Here is a 17,651-nt window from a genome sequence, read left to right as displayed (position 1 = left end):
ACGTCACATCCCCTCGGCCCGCACCTCTTCGACCGGCGACTCCTCTGCCCGCGCTTCCTCGGCCGGCGCTTCCTCGGCCGGCGCTTCCTCGGCCGGTGCCTCCCCGAACCGTGCCAGGAGCAGCGCACCAGCCACCGCCACCATGAACCCCAGCACCGCCAGCCAGGCCATCCCCTCCCGTGTGCGGTCACCCAGCCACATCACCCCCACCGCCGCGGGCCCCACCGTTTCGCCCACGACGATGCCCGCGGTGGCCACCGTCACCGACCCCCGCTCCAGGGCCGTGGTCAGCAGCAGGAAGGCCGCCGAGCCGCCGATCAGCAGCGCGTACGTCGCCGGATTGGCGAGCAGACCGGACGGCGTGAGCCCGTCGATCAGCCGTACCGCCACCTCGACCACCCCGAACCCGAACCCGGCACCCAGACCCAGCGCCAGGGACCGACCCCGCCCCGGCAGCCGTCCCCCGGCCAGCCCGAGCAGCAGTACGGCCACCGCCGTCGCCAGCATCACGTACTTCAGCGCCGTCGACCCGCCCTGGTCGCCCTCCGCGCCGGACGCCAGCCCCAGCATCGCCAGCCCCGCGCACACCACGGCCACCGCGGTCCATTCGCTCCGGGTCAGCCGCACCCGCAGCAGCCGGGCCGCGACCACCGCCGTCACCGCGAGGCTGGACGCGAGCGCCGCGCCCACCGCGTAGATCGGGATCGAGCGCAGCGCCGCGATCTGGAACAGGAACCCGAGCCCGTCCAGCGCGAGCCCCGCCAGATACCGCCACTGCCGCAGCGCCCGCAGCAGCAGCGCCGCATCCCCGCCGCCGCCTCGGCCGGCCGTACGTGTCGCGACGGCCTGCAACACCGTCGCCGTACCGAAACAGACCGCCGCGCACAACGCGCACACCATTCCAAAGAGCACGAAGCGACTGTAGGCGACGGCACGGGGACAGGGGTGGAATCGAACGGCAGATTCACTGTCTCTAGTCTGATGCGCGCCACACGTCCTACCGACGTCTCACCAGGCTCACAGCACGGGGGAATCACGAACATGGCGGACACACGCCGGCAACTGCGCTCGGGCACGGTCGTCCTCGGCGGCATGGGACTGCTCGCCGCAGCCCTCACCGCTTGCTCCTCGGATCCGGACAAGCGCTGCGTCGACAGCGACAGTTACACCATGGGCAAGGGCTACCGAATCGTCGCGGACAAGAACTGCTCCAACAGGACGTCCGTCAACGGGAACTACTACTACGGCGGCAAGAAGAAGAACGGCTACGTCAGCGGCGGCTCCTTCACCAAGCCCGGCAAGGGATCCGGATCAGGTGGTTCGGGCAGCGGCGACCACAGCGGAGTCCACCGCGGCGGCTTCGGCGGCGGCCACGGCTCGTCCGGCGGCTGAGCGGCCCATGGAACGCCACAGGACCGACCCCCGCCCCGGCTGGCAGCGGACGGTCGAGGCCCAGGGTCTCATCTACCCGCTCACCCGCTACCCCGACGACTCCCTCCGCCCCTACTGGGACGAGAGCGCGTACTACGTCTTCACGCTGCCCGAGGTGGAGGCGCTGGAGGAGGTCGTCGAGGAACTGCACGGCATGTGCCTGGCCGCGGCCGCGCACATCGTCGCCGAGGACCGTTTCGCCGACCTCGGCATCACCGATCCGCGCCTGGTGCGGGCGGTCGCCGAGGCCTGGCACCGGCGCGCCGAACTCCCGTCCGTCTACGGCCGTTTCGACCTGCGCTACGACGGCACGGGCCCGGCCAAGCTCCTGGAGTACAACGCCGACACGCCCACCTCCCTGGTCGAGGCCGCCTCGCCCCAGTGGTTCTGGATGGAGGAGCGCTTCCCCGGAGCCGACCAGTGGAACTCCCTCCACGAACGCCTCGTCGCCGCCTGGAAGAGGCAGGCCGCCCTGCTGCCGCCAGGAAGCCCGCTCCACTTCGCGCACTCAGCGGTCGACGAACTCGGTGAGGACCTGATGACGGTCGCCTACCTGAAGGAGACCGCGGAGCAGGCAGGGCTGGACACCGACTGGATCTCCATGGAGGAGATCGGCTGGGATCCGCTCTCCGAGCGCTTCGTCGACAACCGGCTCCGTTTCATCCGCAGTTGCTTCAAGCTCTATCCGTGGGAGTGGCTCACCACGGACCGGTTCGCCGACCATGTCCTCGACACCCTCGACAACGGCGGTGGCACGGGCAGCACCCTGTGGATCGAGCCGGCCTGGAAGATGCTGCTCAGCAACAAGGCGCTCCTCGCCATCCTCTGGGAGCTGTACCCGGGCCACCCGAACCTGCTCCCCGCCCACCTCGACGGACCGAGGGAACTGGCGCACACCACGGGCTATGTGGCCAAGCCGCTTCTCGGCCGTGAGGGCGAGGGGGTGACGGTCCACGAGCCGGGCGCCGAGCCGGCCCTGCGGGAAAAGGGCTTCTGCTACCAGGAGTTGGCGCCGCTGCCGTCCTTCGACGGCAACCACGTCGTCCTCGGCGCCTGGGTCGTCGACGGCGAGCCGGCAGGGCTCGGCATCCGCGAGTCGTCCGGCCTGGTCACCGACGAGTACGCCCGCTTCCTGCCGCATGTGATCCTCTAGCGACCTCTCCTGTAGTGCTGGGGGCTACGCACCGAGGACCGAGTGCAGCCGGGCCAGCCCCCAGTCCAGATCCTCCTTGCTGATCACCAGGGGCGGGGCGATCCGGATCGTGGCGTCGTGGGTGTCCTTGACCAGGACGCCCCGGTCCAGCAGCTTCTCGCTGACATCCCGCCCCGTCCCGTACCGCGGATGGATGTCGACGCCCGCCCACAGCCCGCGACCGCGCACCTGGGTCACCCGACCCGTGTCCGTCAGCAGTGCCAGCTCGCGGTGCAGATGCTCGCCCAGCTCCGCCGCCCGCGCCTGGTACTCGCCGGATCGCAGCATCGCGATCACCTCCAGCGCCACCGCGCAGGCCAGCGGGTTCCCGCCGAACGTCGAGCCGTGCTCACCCGGCCGGAACACCCCGAGTACCTCGCTGCTCGACACCACCGCCGACACCGGCACGATCCCGCCGCCGAGCGCCTTCCCGAGCACGTACACATCCGGTACGACCCCCTCGTGCTCGCACGCGAAGGTGCGCCCCGTCCGCCCGAGACCCGACTGGATCTCGTCGGCGACGAACAGCACGTTCCGCTCACGGGTCAGCTCCCGCACCGCCGGCAGATAACCGGCCGGCGGCACCAGCACCCCCGCCTCGCCCTGGATCGGCTCCAGCAGCACCGCCACCGTGTTCTCCGTCAGCGCGGCGCGCATCGCGGTCAGGTCCCCGTACGGCACGATCTCGAAGCCCGGCGTGTACGGGCCGAAGTCCGCGCGCGCCTCGTGGTCGGTGGAGAAGCTGATGATCGTCGTGGTACGGCCGTGGAAGTTGCCCGTCGCGACCACGATCTTCGCCATCTCGGCGGGCACGCCCTTGATCCGGTAGCCCCACTTGCGGGCCGTCTTCACCGCGGTCTCCACGGCCTCGGCACCCGTGTTCATCGGCAGCACCATCTCCATGCCGCACAGCTCGGCCAACTGTGTGCAGAAGTCGGCGTACCGGTCGTGGTGGAAGGCCCGGGACGTCAGCGTCACCCGCTCCAGTTGCGCCTTCGCCGCATCGATCAGCCGCCGGTTGCGGTGGCCGAAGTTCAGCGCCGAGTACGCGGCCAGCAGGTCGAGGTAGCGCCGCCCCTCGACATCCGTCACCCAGGCGCCCTCCGCCGTGGCCACGACGACCGGGAGGGGGTGGTAGTTGTGCGCGCTGTGGGCCTCGACCGCGGCGATGAGCGTGTCTGTCGTATTCACGGAGGCTCCCTTTTCTGCCTACGAGGACGTGCCACGAGGACGTACCCCCTTCCCATCGTCGCCTTCCTGCCGTCGCTCGCATGGTGGACGAGGACGCAAGGCCCACCGATGTGCCCGGTAGGCTGACGGCGGGCCGTGACTGGCGCGCTGGGATGGGATCGACCATCGGGGAGCGGCCCAGGCCCTTGACGGCCTGACGAGCGAGTGCCGTGCGCCTGGGCCAACCGTGAACCGTGATCGCTTGCCACGCCCCGGAGGCCGATATGCCCGAGCCGCAGTCCCTCTCCACCGAGTCCACCGCCTTCCGCGCCGCTCTCGACGTGATCCGTGCCGTCGAGCCGCGTGTCGCCGACGCCATCGGCCAGGAGGTCGCCGACCAGCGCGAGATGCTCAAGCTGATCGCCTCCGAGAACTACGCCTCCCCGGCGACGCTGCTGGCGATGGGCAACTGGTTCAGCGACAAGTACGCCGAGGGCACCATCGGCCGCCGCTTCTACGCCGGCTGCCGCAACGTCGACACCGTCGAGGCCCTCGCCGCCGAGCACGCCAGGGAACTGTTCGGCGCCCGGCACGCCTACGTCCAGCCGCACTCGGGCATCGACGCCAACCTCGTCGCCTTCTGGGCCGTCCTCGCCCAGCGCGTCGAGGGCCCCGCCCTGGAGAAGGCGGGCGTCCGCCAGGTCAACGACCTCTCCGAGGAGGACTGGGCGGAACTGCGTCGCGCCTTCGGCAACCAGCGCATGCTCGGCATGTCCCTGGACGCGGGCGGCCACCTCACCCACGGCTTCCGCCCGAACATCTCCGGCAAGATGTTCGACCAGCGCTCCTACGGCACCGACCCGGCCACCGGGCTGATCGACTACGAGGCGCTGCGCGCGTCGGCCCGCGAATTCAAGCCGCTGATCATCGTCGCGGGCTACTCGGCGTACCCCCGGCTGGTGAACTTCCGGATCATGCGCGAGATCGCCGACGAGGTCGGCGCCACACTCATGGTCGACATGGCGCACTTCGCCGGCCTGGTCGCGGGCAAGGTGCTGACCGGCGACTTCGACCCGATCCCGCACGCCCAGATCGTGACGACCACCACCCACAAGTCGCTGCGCGGCCCGCGCGGCGGCATGGTCCTGTGCGACGACTCCCTGAAGGACCAGGTCGACCGCGGCTGCCCGATGGTGCTGGGCGGCCCGCTCCCGCATGTGATGGCGGCGAAGGCGGTGGCGCTCGCGGAGGCCCGGCAGGACTCCTTCCGTGACTACGCCCAGCGGATCGTGGACAACTCCCGCGCGCTGGCCGAGGGCCTGCTGCGCCGCGGCGCCACGCTCGTCACCGGCGGCACCGACAACCACCTGAACCTGATCGACGTGGCCTCCTCCTACGGCCTCACCGGCCGCCAGGCGGAAGCCGCCCTGCTGGAGTCGGGCATCGTCACCAACCGCAACTCCATCCCGGCCGACCCGAACGGCGCCTGGTACACCTCCGGTATCCGCATCGGCACACCGGCGCTCACCACGCGTGGCCTGGGCACGGCGGAGATGGACGAGATCGCGGCCCTGATCGACCGCGTCCTGACGACCGCCGTTCCCGGCACTACGAGCAAGGGCGCCCCGTCCAAGGCCCAGCACGTCCTGGAGCCGAAGATCGCGGACGAGATCGCCCACCGGGCGTCCGACCTGGTGGCCGGTTTCCCGCTGTACCCGGAGATCGACCTGGGCTGATCAGCCGCGGGAGTGCGGGGCCGGCACCGTCGTGCGGCCCCGCCGCGTGGCGCACGGCGCCCGAGCGGTCAGAGATCGATGAGCTCTTGGCGCGGCTCGGGCCGCAGCCCATCGCGCCGGGCCGCCGCGCGCCGTACGGCGTAGGTGCCGCCGACTCCCAGGACGAGCCCCGCCCCGAGCCCCATGACCCCCCAGCGCAGGTGGTCCGAGGGGCCGCCCGCGTCGGCGGCGGGCGGCCCGATCAGCCCGCGCTTGTCCAACCGGTCGAAAACATCCCGCGGTGCCCGACGCCACCGGATGTCGTCGTCGTCGACGTCCGGCGCCGGATCGGACCGGACCCAGGGCGTTCCGTCCTCCGCCAGGAACACCTGGTCCTGGCGCTCGATGGCCACATCACCGCCCGGCGCGCGCTGCGTGTAAGGCCACCCGCCGACCCCGGTCAGCGCCCACATCACCGTGGCCCGCACCCGCGGGTACCGCCCTTCGTGCCATGCGTCCGGCACCGGCTCGCTCTTCGTCTCCGTCGGCCCCAGCAGCCGCCGCAGCAGTGTGAAGTCCCGGTCCTCGGGTCGCAGCGTCGTCGTACGGCCCGTGCCGTTCGCCACGACGATCGCGAGATCGGGTGAGCGCTCGCCCGCGGCCCGCGCCGGAACGGCCGCCCCTGCCAGCGCCACCACCGTCACCACTGACGCCGCCACCAGCCCGCCCAGTCGGCGCCCGCGGCCCCCTCTGTTTGTCATGTCCCCTTGTTACACCGTCGGGGGCACTTCGGGCCGGTCCTGTTGCGGACCAGTCCCGGAGGTGCCTCGCGGACCTGAGAGAATGGTGAACATGGCTTCAGACCGTCCTCGCGTGCTCTCCGGAATCCAGCCCACGGCCGGCTCGTTCCACCTCGGAAACTACCTCGGCGCTGTCCGCCAGTGGGTGGACCTGCAGGAGACCCACGACGCGTTCTACATGGTCGTCGACCTGCACGCGATCACCGTCCCGCAGGACCCGAAGGAGCTGCGCGCCAACACCCGCCTGGCCGCGGCCCAGCTCCTCGCGGCCGGTCTCGACCCGGAGCGGTGCACGCTCTTCGTCCAGAGTCATGTTCCCGAGCACGCCCAGCTCGCCTGGGTCATGAACTGCCTCACCGGCTTCGGCGAGGCGAGCCGCATGACCCAGTTCAAGGACAAGTCCGCCAAGCAGGGCGCCGACCGCGCGAGCGTCGGCCTGTTCACGTACCCGGTCCTCCAGGTCGCCGACATCCTGCTGTACCAGGCCCACGAGGTACCGGTCGGTGAGGACCAGCGCCAGCACATCGAGCTGACCCGGGATCTCGCCGAGCGCTTCAACGGCCGCTTCGGCGAGACCTTCACGGTCCCGCGGCCGTACATCCTCAAGGAGACGGCGAAGATCTACGACCTCCAGGACCCGTCGGTCAAGATGAGCAAGTCGGCGGCCACGCCGAAGGGCGTCATCAGCCTGCTCGACGACCCGAAGACCACCGCCAAGAAGGTCAAGAGCGCCGTCACGGACACGGACACCGTCATCCGGTACGACGTGGAGCACAAGCCGGGCATCAGCAATCTGCTGACCATCTACTCCACCCTCACCGGAACCGGTGTCGCGGAGCTGGAGCAGAAGTACACCGGCAAGGGCTATGGTGCGCTCAAGACGGACCTCGCCGAGGTCATGGTCGAATTCGTGACGCCGTTCAGGGAGCGCACCCAGCAGTACCTGGACGACCCCGAGACGCTCGACTCGATCCTGGCCAAGGGCGCGGAGAAGGCGCGTGCCGTCGCCGCGGAGACCCTCTCCCGGACGTACGACCGGATGGGCTTCCTGCCCGCCAAGCACTGACCCCCGCAGCGACCTCCCGATATGGGGAGGTATCGCCGTACAGTCGAGAACCGAGCCGGCAGCCGTCCCTGCCCGCGCGGAGCACCGAAGAACACCAGCACGACGACAGGAGACGACGTGGGGACCGTAACGATCGGTGTGTCGATCGCGGTCCCGGAGCCTCACGGCAGCCTGCTCCAGGAGCTGCGCGCGGGCTTCGGCGACGCCGCCGCTCACGGCATCCCCACGCATGTCACCCTGCTCCCGCCGACGGAGGTCGACGCCTCCGGGCTGCCCGCGATCGAGGCGCACCTCGCCGAGGTCGCGGCGGCCGGGCGCCCCTTCCCGATGCGGTTGTCCGGCACGGACACGTTCCGGCCGGTGTCGCCCGTGGTGTTCGTCAAGGTCGTCGAGGGTGCCGAGGCATGCGCGTGGCTGCAGAAGCAGGTCCGTGACGCTTCCGGGCCGATGGCGTGCGAGCTGGTCTTCCCGTACCACCCGCACGTCACGGTGGCGCACGCCATCGACGAGGCGGCGATGGACCGGGCGTACGAGGAACTCGCCGGCTACGAGGCCGCGTGGTCCTGCACCGGCTTCGCGCTCTACGAGCAGGGCGCGGACGGCGTCTGGCGCAAGCTGAGGGAGTTCGCCTTCGGCAGCACGGTGGTGCCGACCCAGGCCGGCGCGCCCGAGAACGCCACCGGCCTTCCCGCCACCTAAGAGGAGCTTGTCCTGCGAGATGACACGCTCGACGGCGCTCCGCCACAGATGGGTATCGACCTGGACGCAGGAACAGCGGTTGTCCGGAAGCCCGCCGGCGCCCTGGTAGCCCTTGTCGGCGAAGCACGCCGATCCCGAAGGAGGCGGCGAGCCGGGCGTAGGTGTCACCGCAGCGCAAGTGAGCCAGGACGAGCAGGGCCTGACGAGACGCGGGCAGGCGCCGCCAGCGGGTGCCAACCTGTCGGCGGCGTGCCGCGAGCCGCCGGGTCAGGAGGCGCAGGTGCGCGCTGGACAGGTCGATCGCGGACGGGTAGACAAGCACGGCGAAGCTCCTGGTCGAGCGAGTGATCTTGGTCGTGAACTCGTCTACCAGGAGCTTCACTTCTGTGCATGACCCGAGATCCAGCGTCACTCGGGACTTCGCATCGCCAACCGGTCTGACACAGGGGAGCCCGGACCGGCATTGATCAGCTGGTCGTCGTGACGGGCGCGCTGCTGCGTCCGTGACGTCGACCGCTGAGCTCAGCGTCGAGCGTCTCCTGGGCCACGCGCATGGCCTCGGCGTAGACGGGGTTCTGCAGCCGCTTCCACATCTCGTCCTCAGCGACGTCCTCCACGTGGCTGACCACCCACCAGATGTTGCCGAAGGGGTCCTTGACGCGCCCGCCGCGCTGTCCGAAGGCGTTGTCCGCCAGCGCGGTGACGACCTGCCCGCCGGCCGCGACGGCCCGTGCGAACGCCTGGTCCGCGTCGGTGACGAACACGCGGAGCAGGCTCGGCATGGTGGGCCAGTCCGCGCGCCGGTCGAAGGCCAATACGACGGTGTCGCCCACGCGGATCTCACCGTGACCGATCAAGCCGTCCTCGGTCGCCACCCGCCCGAGCTCCTCCCCGTCGAACGCCTGGGTGACGAAGTCGAGGAAGGCCCCCGTGTCGTCGGTCACGACCCAGGGTGCAACCGTGGTGTAGCCCTCGGGCGCGGCGTTGCTCTGCTCCGGCATGGCGTTCCTCTCGCTGATGATTCCTACCGGCGGCGAGGATAGGTAAGGAATAGGTCTGATCCCGTCCTAGATCGCCAGCATGTCAGGGCGCGGCCGGTCTCACTGCACGGCTCCAGGACGTGGCCTGACCACATCAGCCCCAGGTTGGAAAAGGCTCACGGTCTCCGGCTGGAGTATTAACGACCTGGGGGGGGCAATAGGGAGCGGCGTCGCGACGCCCGGCACGGCCTCCCCCAAGCTCTTCGAGCAGGGGGGACCCCCAGCGGCGTTGCCGAAATGTCCTAGTAGCTCCGCTATGAGGACCTTCCGGCGCCTTGCGATCGACCGCACCGGACGCCGCTCCTTCACCCACTCCCTATTGCCCCCCAGGGCGTAAGGGAATCTGGGCCTGCAGGATGCGGTGGACCTGGGCCGGCAGCTGGCTACCGCCGTCGCCGACCGCCGTGGCCTCGGGGGCCGGCGGCCGACGAGGTCGTCGATGTAGTTCGCCGACCAAGTTCGCTTGAGGTCCCTACCACCGTATGAACGCCCGTTACAGGACCTGAGAGACCTTGTAAGCAATGCCGCCCTCGACCAGGTATCCCGACCCGATACAGACCGTGCCATTGAGCCACGCGTAGGGCTCGGCACCGGTCTCGAAGAGCGGGTTGGTACGGAAGTAGTAGTCGGCAGGGTCGATCCGGTACCGCTCGGCGGGGTCGGCCAGCGCGCCGCGTAGCTCGAGCGGGGTGACCCAGCGGCCCCCATAGGTCATGTGCAGGAGGGCATCGTCGTGGGTGCGCAGCGTCAGGCGTACGTCCAGGCTCATCGTTCCATCAGGGGCGAACAGGGCCCAGTCGCCGCCCCCCGGAAGGACATCGCCGTGCAGCCCAGGGCCATGGAATGTGCCGCCTGCGGCACCGAAGAGGATGCGTCGGCCGAACGGGCCACTACCGATGGGCAGCCGGCGGTTCAAGTCGACAACCATGTCAAAGAGGTGCGTTGTCCGGATGTCGCCGACGTCTTTCACACGCGGATCCGTCGTCATGCGGCATCACCTCCTGTGAGGGCGGGAAAGAGAGTGCGCCGGACCACGTCCGTCGAGACTCCCGACTGGGCGCACAGCGTCGCCAGGTCGAAGAAGAACCGCTCGCCTGCAATGAGTTCGTCTTTGAAGGAGAACTGGATGAATACCGGCATCTCGGCACGTTTACCGTTGGGGTTCACGCCGAACCGGGTGCCCGTCATGGTCATCCGTGCTGTACCCCAGCATACGAGCGTGTCGCCGTCACTCGCGTGGCCTTGTAAGTCGACGTCGTAGTCGGGGAACGAGGCGAAGAACCGGCGCAGCGCCTGCTCGTTGTCGGCCAGACCCCGCGCGGTGGTGCCGAATGCCGGGGTCTCCAGCACCATGTCCGGATGGAACAGCCGTAGGGCGGCGGGAATGTCCTGTCGGCTCTTGGCGATGGCGAGGTCGCACGCCAGGTCAAACATGTGTGGTTGGTCCACGACGTCCTCCTTCAACTTCCCTAAAACGTACGACCGGTCGTATGTTTTAGGCAAGCGGATGACAGGATGGAACGATGCACGAGCAGAGCAGGCACAGGAGTTCACAAGTGGCGGTGCCCACGCCTGAAGCCGCGGCCGAGACCACGGTGGATCAGCGCCTCGTCCGGGGATCTCGCGCCCGGCGCAAGATCGCCCGGCACGGCGTCGACGTCGCCTCGCTGGAGGGGCTCAACGGGCTCAGCATCGGCCGCCTGGCCGCTGATCTGCAGTTGAGCAAGAGCGGGATCCAGACGCTCTTCAAGACCAAGGAGAACTTGCAGCTCGCGGTCGCGGAGTCGGCGCGCGAGGAGTTCAATGAAGCTGTCATCCGCCCTGCGCTGGCCGCAGAAGCAGGGCGAGCGCGGCTCCATGCACTGACGGAGCGTTGGATCTCCTACGCCGAGACACCGCTGTTCGCCGGAGGGTGCTTCTGGGCTGCCAGCCTTCCCGATTTCGACAGCAGGCCCGGGAAAGTTCTTGACACCCTGCTGCTCCACCGGCGCGGCTGGCTGGCTCTGCTCGCCGACGAGCTACGTCACGCTGTGGACACGGGAGAGATAGCCGAACTGGACCCGGATCTCGCTGCGTTCCAAATCGACGCGGTACTCAGCGCCGCCAACACGGCATTGCGCCTGGGTGAACCCGACGGGGCCTCGAAGGTTCGCCGCGTTGTCGGTAAGTTCCTCTCGCCACCACGCCGGTAGGACTCCAGCTGCGAGTGGTGATCTTGTTCACCGAGGGGGTTCATTCAAGCAGCGGCTGGTGCTGAGCGTGCCGGGCCTGTTGGGCCAGACGCGGCTGCGAGGCACAGCGCAGACCCCGCCCGCCGGAAGGGAATACCGCCGGTCCGCTCCCGGCGAGGCCCCCGCCGGCGCAAGCCCGGCAAACTCCGCCGGCTAGACCGTCAGCCGCCGGTACATCTGTCGCGGCAGGTGCCGCACCGCCGACATCACCAGCCGCAGGGTCCCGGGCACCCACACCACCTCCGAGCGTCGGCGCAGCCCCAGTTCGATGGCGGTGGCGACCTCCTCCGGCGTGGTGGACAACGGTCCCACCTCCTGTCCGGACATCCCGCGGGTACGGACGAATCCGGGCCGTACCACCATGACGTGCACCCCGGTGCCGTGCAGCGCGTCACCCAGCCCCTGCGCGAACGCGTCCAGGCCCGCCTTGCTGGAGCCGTAGATGAAGCCGGCGCGCCGAGCGCGTTCCCCGGCGGCCGACGACAGCACCACGAGTGAGCCGTGGCCCTGCGCCTGGAGCGCGCCGGCGCATACCAGGCCCGCCGAGACCGCGCCCGTGTAGTTGGTCTGCGCGACGCGGGCCGCGGACACCGGGTCGCGCTCGTCGGTCGACTGGTTGCCGAGCACACCGAACGCGAGCAGCACCAGGTCGACGGCGCCCTCCGCGAACACCTTGCCGAGCGCGCTCTCGTGGGCCTCGGGCTCGAGCGCGTCGAAGGCGACCGTACGGGTGTCGACGCCGAGCCGGCGCAGATGCTCGGCGGCTCTCTCCAACGAGGGAGAGGGGCGCCCGGCCAGCCATGCCGTACGGGCGCCGCGGGTGACGAGGCGGCGCGCGGTGGCCAGCGCGATCTCGGACGTCCCGCCGAGAATCAGCAGGGACCGAGGGGTGCCGAAAGTGTCCTTGTGGGCAGGCATGACCGTGACCGTAGCGCCGGAAAACGGGCGTAACGTAGCAAGCTCGACGCTCTGCATGGCTCCTCACCGGAATGGGCGATGCATCACATCGAGCGCTCCGAGATGAGAATCAGATCATGGACTGGCTGAAGAAGCTCCCTGTCATCGGGCCGTTGGTCACACGCCTCATGGCCACGCACGCGTGGTGCGCGTACGAGCGCCTGGACCGGGTGAAGTGGTCCCGGCTCGCCGCCGCGATGACGTTCATCAGCTTCGTGGCGCTCTTCCCGCTGCTGACCGTCGCCGTGGCGATCGGCGCCGCGACGCTCAGCACGGCCCAGCAGAACAACCTGCAGAAAAGGATCGCCGATCAGTTCCCCGGCATCTCCGGCCAGCTCGACATCCACAACCTGGCCCAGAACGCCGGCACCGTCGGCGTCATCGCTGGTGCCGTGCTGCTGTTCGCCGGCATCAACTGGGTGGGGCAGGTCCGGGACTGTCTGCGTGCGGTGTGGGAGCTGCCGGACGGCGACGAGAACCCCCTGATGCGCAAGGTCAAGGACGCCGGGGTGCTCCTGGGGCTCGGCGGCGCGGTCGTCGTCACCCTCGCCACGTCCACCGTCGCCTCCGCGCTGGTCGGATGGTTGGCCGGGCCGCTCGGCCTCGTCAGTGGCGACTGGGGCAGCGTCCTGCTGCGCGTCGCCGCGTTCGCCGTCTCCGTCCTCGCCGACTTCCTGGTCCTGCTGTACGCCCTCACGCTGCTGCCCGGCGTGGAGCCGCCGCGACGCAGGCTGCTGACCGCCGCTCTGATCGGCGCGATCGGTTTCGAACTGCTCAAGGTGTCGCTCAGCGGCTACCTCCAGGGAGTCGCCGCAAAGAGCATGTACGGTGCCTTCGGGCTGCCGGTCGCGCTGCTGCTGTGGATCAACCTCACCGCCAAACTCGTCCTGTTCTGCGCCGCCTGGACGGCGACGCAGAACGTCGGTGCGGACACGGTCAGGGACGGGTCCGACGGCGCATCAGGTCAGGCAGCGGCCAACGGCGGGTGACCAGGAACCCACCCGCGGCGAGCAGTACGAGGACTCCGCCGACGATGCCGAGGGCCACCCCCATCCCACTGGAGCCGCCGCCCTTCGCGGAGGCAACCGGCTCCACGGATTCCTTGCCCGCGCCCGCGGCGGACGGGCGCGCGCCGGGCGTGGCACCGGTGCTCGCGCTCCTCGGGGCGACGAGCTCACCCACCGGTGTCACCTTGCCGACCGCGCGGAACCCCCAGTCGAACAGTCGGGAGGTCTCCTTGTAGACCTCGTTGTGTTCCTTCTTCTCCGGGTTCATGACGGTGACGAGCAGCACCCTGCCGTCCCGTTCGGCGACGCCCGTGAAGGTGTTGCCCGCGTTGGTGGTGTAGCCGTTCTTCACACCTGCGATGCCCTTGTACGGCGTGACGTCGCCGTCCCCGGCCAGCAGCCGGTTGGTGTTCTGTATCTCGAAGGACGAGCGGGTCTTCTTGCCCTTCTTCTTCGTGGTCTCGCCGGGGAACTGTGCCCGCACCGTCGAGCAGTACTCCCGGAAGTCCTTCTTCTGCATCCCGGAGCGGGCGATCAGGGTGAGGTCGTAGGCCGAGGAGACCTGCCGCTTGGCGTCGTAGCCGTCGGGGCTGACGACATGCGTGTCGAGGGCCTGGAGTTCCTCGGCGTGCGCCTGCATGTCCTTGACGGTCTGCTCGACGCCCTGGTTCATCGCGGACAGCACGTGCACCGCGTCGTTGCCGGAGCGCAGGAAGACCCCGAGCCACAGGTCGTGGACCGTGTAGGTCTCGCCCTCCTTTATCCCGACCATGCTGGAGCCGGCGCCTATGCCGGCCAGATCGGAGGAAACCACCTTGTGCTCCGTGTCCTTCGGGAACTTGGGCAGCACGGTGTCCGCGAACAGCATCTTCAGCGTGCTCGCCGGGGCGAGTCGCCAGTGCGCGTTGTGGGCGGCCAGGACGTCACCGGACTCGGCGTCGGCGACGATCCAGGAGCGCGCGGTGAGGTCCTTGGGCAGCACCGGGGCCCCGCCGCCGAGGTTCACCTGGGTACCCGGTCTGCCGAGTTGCTCGCCGCCGACGGTCGACATCGACGTCGGCGGCGAGGCTGTGGGGCTCCGGGTGTCCGCGAACGCGGTCGCGGACATGGTGAGCGAAAGGGACAACACGGCAGCGGAGGTGACCGGCAGACGACGCCGGACAATCTTCTTGAAGGCAGGCACGGTGGGGAAAGTAACAGGGTGTCGGGCGGCGAGTCCCGCCGCACCCCTGTTGCCTCGCGGCCGGTGTACGGGTTTGCGCCACGCGATCGCAATCCGTGCAACCGCTGAGCCTTTACGGCTGTGCCTGTGGGCCGACCCCGAGGACGTCGAGCATCGCCCGGGTGGCCGGGCTGGGGTTGAACCGGTTCCAGACCAGGTACTCGATGCGACGCGGTCCGTCGACCACCGGGACCAGCGCCAGATCGGGGTTTTCGGCGGCCCGCGGCCGGATGAACGCCGACGGCAGCAGCGCGATGCCGAGCCCCCGCGCGATCAGCCGGGTCATCAGATCGATGACGCCGGCCTCGTACGCGACGTTGCGGACCAGGCCCGCGGCGGCGAACGCCTCATCGGACTGGGCCCGGCCGGGTGACCCGTTCTCGAAGTCCACGAACGTCTCCTCGGCGATCTCCCGCAGCGTGACCTGAGAAGCGGCCGCGAGGCGGTGCCCGGTCGGCACCACCAGAACATGCTTGTCGTGATCGAGGACAACGGATTCCACACCGGAGAGCCTTTCGCTCTCCGGCAGGCCGAGGAAGGCGATGTCCAGGTCGCCGTCCCGGATCGCCGCCACCAGTTTGTTGCTGTGTCCGTAACGGAGGCTGACACGGACATCCGGGTGCCGGGCGCGGTACCGCTGCAGCAGCTCGGGTACGTCGACGGCGGCCGTGGTCACGATCACGCCGACGGCGAGCCGGCCGCGGATCACACCGGTCGCGGCGGCAGCGGCCGCAACCGCGCGGTCGGCAGCGGCCAGGCACTCGCGCGCGTCGACCAGAAACGCCTCTCCGGCTCGGGTCAGCTCGACGCGGCGGCTGGATCGGGCGAACAGCTTGACCCCGAGCTCCCGCTCCAGGTTGGCAATCCGGTGACTGAGCGACGACTGCACGACGAAGCAGCGCTCTGCCGCGCGGGTGAAGTTGCGAGTTTCGGCGACGGCGACGACGTATCGCATCTGCTGGAGATCCACCTAATCATCGTCCTGGTTCATAGTTGGTATGGCAACCATGTCTTGGACTCATGATGGGGGCGCGGCTGAGACTTCTTCACATGAATTCGCTGACCTCGCGCACGCTGCCGGTGGCAACCGTCGCACTGACCGCACTGGCTCCCGCGTCCTGGGGCACCACCTACGCCGTGACCACGCAGCTACTGCCGCCCGGGCATCCGCTGTTCGCCGGACTGATGCGGGCCCTGCCCGCGGGGCTGCTCGCGCTGCTGATCACCCGGGTGCTCCCGCGCGGAGACTGGTGGTGGAAGGCCGCCGTGCTCGGCGTGCTCAACATCGGCGCCTTCTTCCCGCTGCTGTTCCTGTCGGCCGAGCGGCTGCCCGGCGGCGTTGCCGCCACACTGGGCGCCGCCCAGCCGCTGCTGGTCGCCGGGTTGGGCGTCGCCGTGCTCCGTGACCGACCGACCCTGTGGCGACTGGCCTGGGGTGTGATCGGTGTCCTCGGCGTCGGACTCGTCGTGCTCGGCCCCACGGCCCGGCTGGATGCCGTCGGTGTCCTCGCCGGCCTCGGCGGTACCGCCGTCATGGGCACCGGACTCGTCCTCACCAAGCGGTGGGGCCGCCCCCAGGGCGTCGGTCCGCTGACCCTGGCCGGCTGGCAACTGACGGCCGGTGGCCTGCTGCTGCTCCCGATCACCCTCGCCGTCGAGGGGGTCCCGCAGCAGATCGACGCCGGAGCGGTGGGCGGCTACCTGTGGCTCGGCAGCATGGGCGGGCTCATCGCCTACACGCTGTGGTTCCGCGGGATCGGCAAGCTGCCGGTCGGCGCGTCCGCACCGCTGGTGCTGGTCTCTCCGCTGGTGGCGACCATCGTCGGCACCGTGCTGGGCGAGTCGCTGAGCCTGCCGCAGATCCTGGGATTCGCCCTCGCCCTGGCCGCCATGCTCGCCGCACAGCTCAATTCCCCCCAACTGCTCCGCCGCACCCCGCGCACCACGAGCACGGCGCCCACCAGGCCGACGGCAGGTCACATCCGAGAAGGCCAGGCGCGAGAAGACCAGGCGCACGGTGACCAGGTACGCGAAGCACACCTGCAAGGGAGCCGGATATGACGACCGGTCCGACGACAACAGGCTCGGCAACGACAGATTCGATGGAGGAGGGTTCGATGCGGGCAGGTATGACGATCGCGGTGCTGGGTGCCAGCGGGATGGTGGGCAGCCGGCTGACCAGTGAGGCCGGTGCACGCGGACACCGGGTGCTCGCCCTGTCCCGGACGCCTGTGCACGAGGGACCGAACGTGGCGCCGGTCGCGGTCGACGTGAACGACTCACACGCCGTGCGCGAGGCGCTCGCAGGCTCCGCCGCGAGCGGCGCCGCGGACGCCGTCGTGGTGAGCGTTCGGACCAACCCGGTCGACCAGGAGTTCCTGGTCGGCGCTACCCGTACGGTGCTGGACGTCGCCGCACAGCTCGGGATCCGCGTGCTAGTGGTCGGCGGTGCCGGAGTGCTGCGCAGCCCCGACGACCCTGATCTGCTGGTCGCCGACAATCCCGCGTATGTGCCTGCCGAGTGGAAGAGCGTCGCCGCCGCCGGGATCGCTCAACTGCGGACCTGCCAGGCCCATGCCGGTGGGGACTGGGTCTACCTGAGCCCGCCGGCCCTGCTCGAGCCCGGCGAACGGACCGGCCGCTACCGGCGGGGCACCGACACCCTGCTCACCGGCGCCGACGGTCAGTCGTGGATCAGCGCCGAGGACCTGGCCGTCGCCGTGGTCGACGAACTCGAGAGCCCTGGCACCGACCACCACATCACGGTCGCCCACCATGACGGACGTCCCTCGGCGTGAGCCGACCGACAGGCAGGCCGTCGAACGCGACCTGCCCGTGAGAGCGGGCCCGGCATGGGTCATCCGCGCCGGAGCGCCCGCAGTCCACGGAGACCGATCACGCCGATGGCCGTGCCCAGGAGGAACGACACGATGGCAAGCGCCAAGTGCACCCACAGGTACGCCGTCGGGCTGCCGTCCTCGAAGGCAAGCCCGCTGGCGTCCTTGAACAAGTTCTTCGTGAAGGTGGTCCAGATCACCCACGACCAGGCGCCGAAGACGGTGAGGAACCAGGAGACGGGGCGGCTGAGCTTCATCGGGCGGTGTCCTTCATGGTGGGGCTG

At 69.7% G+C, this 17,651-nt stretch carries 19 protein-coding genes, 2 pseudogenes and 1 riboswitch; of the genes and pseudogenes, 10 read left to right on the top strand and 11 right to left on the bottom strand.

What is annotated here, in order from left to right; translation table 11 throughout:
• Positions 1–3 precede the first annotated feature (3 nt).
• Positions 4–900 (bottom strand): hypothetical protein, encoded by an 897-nt coding sequence (locus tag ACWDEX_RS15830; protein ID WP_450464058.1) that lies wholly within the window; start codon positions 898–900, stop codon positions 4–6.
• Positions 901–1,041: 141 nt separating this feature from the next.
• Here ACWDEX_RS15830 and ACWDEX_RS15825 point away from each other — a divergent pair, with 141 nt between their 5' ends.
• Both ACWDEX_RS15825 and ACWDEX_RS15820 read left to right on the top strand, forming a co-directional pair.
• Positions 1,042–1,392 carry a hypothetical protein gene (locus ACWDEX_RS15825; protein ID WP_450463937.1) on the top strand — a complete coding sequence of 117 codons (351 nt, stop codon included), beginning with the start codon at positions 1,042–1,044 and terminating at the stop codon, positions 1,390–1,392.
• A 7-nt stretch (positions 1,393–1,399) separates the two neighbouring features.
• Positions 1,400–2,584 carry a glutathionylspermidine synthase family protein gene (locus tag ACWDEX_RS15820; protein WP_450463935.1) on the top strand — a complete coding sequence of 395 codons (1,185 nt, stop codon included), beginning with the start codon at positions 1,400–1,402 and terminating at the stop codon, positions 2,582–2,584.
• A 24-nt stretch (positions 2,585–2,608) separates the two neighbouring features.
• Here ACWDEX_RS15820 and rocD read toward each other — a convergent pair whose 3' ends face one another.
• The gene (gene rocD, locus ACWDEX_RS15815) at positions 2,609–3,814 is read right to left on the bottom strand and encodes an ornithine--oxo-acid transaminase (protein WP_450463933.1); all 1,206 of its coding nucleotides are present in this window, start codon (positions 3,812–3,814) and stop codon (positions 2,609–2,611) included.
• 125 nt (positions 3,815–3,939) lie between these two features.
• Positions 3,940–4,042, top strand: a riboswitch (ZMP/ZTP riboswitch).
• Between the two features lie 35 nt (positions 4,043–4,077).
• On the opposite strand from rocD, the gene ACWDEX_RS15810 reads away from it, so the two are divergent.
• Entirely contained in the window at positions 4,078–5,529 is a 1,452-nt protein-coding gene (locus tag ACWDEX_RS15810; RefSeq protein ID WP_450463932.1) for a glycine hydroxymethyltransferase, read from the top strand.
• A 68-nt stretch (positions 5,530–5,597) separates the two neighbouring features.
• On the opposite strand, the gene ACWDEX_RS15805 is transcribed toward ACWDEX_RS15810, so the two are convergent.
• Complete coding sequence (locus ACWDEX_RS15805) at positions 5,598–6,269, bottom strand: hypothetical protein (protein ID WP_450463931.1); 672 nt, start codon at positions 6,267–6,269, stop codon at positions 5,598–5,600.
• A gap of 91 nt (positions 6,270–6,360) precedes the next feature.
• On the opposite strand from ACWDEX_RS15805, the gene trpS reads away from it, so the two are divergent.
• From trpS to ACWDEX_RS15790, 3 genes and pseudogenes are all read left to right on the top strand, one after another.
• Positions 6,361–7,374 carry a tryptophan--tRNA ligase gene (gene trpS / locus ACWDEX_RS15800; protein ID WP_450463930.1) on the top strand — a complete coding sequence of 338 codons (1,014 nt, stop codon included), beginning with the start codon at positions 6,361–6,363 and terminating at the stop codon, positions 7,372–7,374.
• A 117-nt stretch (positions 7,375–7,491) separates the two neighbouring features.
• Positions 7,492–8,073: a 2'-5' RNA ligase family protein gene (locus tag ACWDEX_RS15795; RefSeq protein ID WP_450463929.1), complete on the top strand. Its 582-nt coding sequence runs from the start codon at positions 7,492–7,494 to the stop codon at positions 8,071–8,073.
• 12 nt (positions 8,074–8,085) lie between these two features.
• Positions 8,086–8,145: pseudogene (locus ACWDEX_RS15790) on the top strand (hypothetical protein); the annotation flags it as partial.
• A gap of 55 nt (positions 8,146–8,200) precedes the next feature.
• On the opposite strand, the pseudogene ACWDEX_RS15785 reads toward ACWDEX_RS15790, so the two are convergent.
• The 4 genes and pseudogenes from ACWDEX_RS15785 to ACWDEX_RS15770 form a co-directional block, all read right to left on the bottom strand.
• Positions 8,201–8,395 (bottom strand): annotated as a pseudogene (locus tag ACWDEX_RS15785) (transposase family protein); the annotation flags it as partial.
• Positions 8,396–8,540: 145 nt separating this feature from the next.
• Positions 8,541–9,074, bottom strand: a complete 534-nt coding sequence (locus ACWDEX_RS15780) for a VOC family protein (RefSeq protein ID WP_450463927.1) — start codon at positions 9,072–9,074, stop codon at positions 8,541–8,543.
• A 532-nt stretch (positions 9,075–9,606) separates the two neighbouring features.
• On the bottom strand, positions 9,607–10,101 hold the full coding sequence (locus ACWDEX_RS15775) for a DUF3237 domain-containing protein (RefSeq protein ID WP_450463926.1): 495 nt from the start codon (positions 10,099–10,101) through the stop codon (positions 9,607–9,609).
• The gene (locus ACWDEX_RS15770) at positions 10,098–10,577 is read right to left on the bottom strand and encodes an ester cyclase (RefSeq protein ID WP_450463925.1); all 480 of its coding nucleotides are present in this window, start codon (positions 10,575–10,577) and stop codon (positions 10,098–10,100) included. The genes ACWDEX_RS15775 and ACWDEX_RS15770 overlap by 4 nt, the downstream gene beginning before the upstream one ends.
• A 92-nt stretch (positions 10,578–10,669) precedes the next feature.
• Here ACWDEX_RS15770 and ACWDEX_RS15765 point away from each other — a divergent pair, with 92 nt between their 5' ends.
• On the top strand, positions 10,670–11,305 hold the full coding sequence (locus tag ACWDEX_RS15765) for a TetR family transcriptional regulator C-terminal domain-containing protein (RefSeq protein WP_450463923.1): 636 nt from the start codon (positions 10,670–10,672) through the stop codon (positions 11,303–11,305).
• Between the two features lie 192 nt (positions 11,306–11,497).
• Here the strand turns inward: ACWDEX_RS15765 and ACWDEX_RS15760 are convergent, their stop codons facing one another.
• Positions 11,498–12,262 carry an SDR family NAD(P)-dependent oxidoreductase gene (locus ACWDEX_RS15760; RefSeq protein ID WP_450463922.1) on the bottom strand — a complete coding sequence of 255 codons (765 nt, stop codon included), beginning with the start codon at positions 12,260–12,262 and terminating at the stop codon, positions 11,498–11,500.
• A 116-nt stretch (positions 12,263–12,378) separates the two neighbouring features.
• On the opposite strand from ACWDEX_RS15760, the gene ACWDEX_RS15755 reads away from it, so the two are divergent.
• The gene (locus tag ACWDEX_RS15755) at positions 12,379–13,290 is read left to right on the top strand and encodes a YihY/virulence factor BrkB family protein (protein ID WP_450463921.1); all 912 of its coding nucleotides are present in this window, start codon (positions 12,379–12,381) and stop codon (positions 13,288–13,290) included.
• On the opposite strand, the gene ACWDEX_RS15750 is transcribed toward ACWDEX_RS15755, so the two are convergent.
• Entirely contained in the window at positions 13,238–14,491 is a 1,254-nt protein-coding gene (locus ACWDEX_RS15750; RefSeq protein ID WP_450463920.1) for a D-alanyl-D-alanine carboxypeptidase family protein, read from the bottom strand. The genes ACWDEX_RS15755 and ACWDEX_RS15750 overlap by 53 nt on opposite strands.
• A gap of 112 nt (positions 14,492–14,603) precedes the next feature.
• On the bottom strand, positions 14,604–15,500 hold the full coding sequence (locus ACWDEX_RS15745; protein ID WP_450463919.1) for a LysR family transcriptional regulator: 897 nt from the start codon (positions 15,498–15,500) through the stop codon (positions 14,604–14,606).
• Between the two features lie 80 nt (positions 15,501–15,580).
• Between ACWDEX_RS15745 and ACWDEX_RS15740 the strand changes: the two genes are divergently transcribed.
• Both ACWDEX_RS15740 and ACWDEX_RS15735 read left to right on the top strand, forming a co-directional pair.
• On the top strand, positions 15,581–16,591 hold the full coding sequence (locus tag ACWDEX_RS15740; protein ID WP_450463918.1) for an EamA family transporter: 1,011 nt from the start codon (positions 15,581–15,583) through the stop codon (positions 16,589–16,591).
• 56 nt (positions 16,592–16,647) lie between these two features.
• The gene (locus tag ACWDEX_RS15735; RefSeq protein WP_450463917.1) at positions 16,648–17,328 is read left to right on the top strand and encodes an NAD(P)-dependent oxidoreductase; all 681 of its coding nucleotides are present in this window, start codon (positions 16,648–16,650) and stop codon (positions 17,326–17,328) included.
• A 59-nt stretch (positions 17,329–17,387) separates the two neighbouring features.
• Here the strand turns inward: ACWDEX_RS15735 and ACWDEX_RS15730 are convergent, their stop codons facing one another.
• A complete protein-coding gene (locus tag ACWDEX_RS15730) occupies positions 17,388–17,624 on the bottom strand; it encodes an SCO4848 family membrane protein (RefSeq protein WP_450463916.1) in 237 nt (78 codons plus the stop codon).
• Between the last annotated feature and the right edge of the window lie 27 nt (positions 17,625–17,651).

The sequence above is a fragment of the Streptomyces sp. NPDC001020 genome (assembly GCF_053599115.1).
This window is presented reverse-complemented; position numbering and strand designations above follow the sequence as displayed.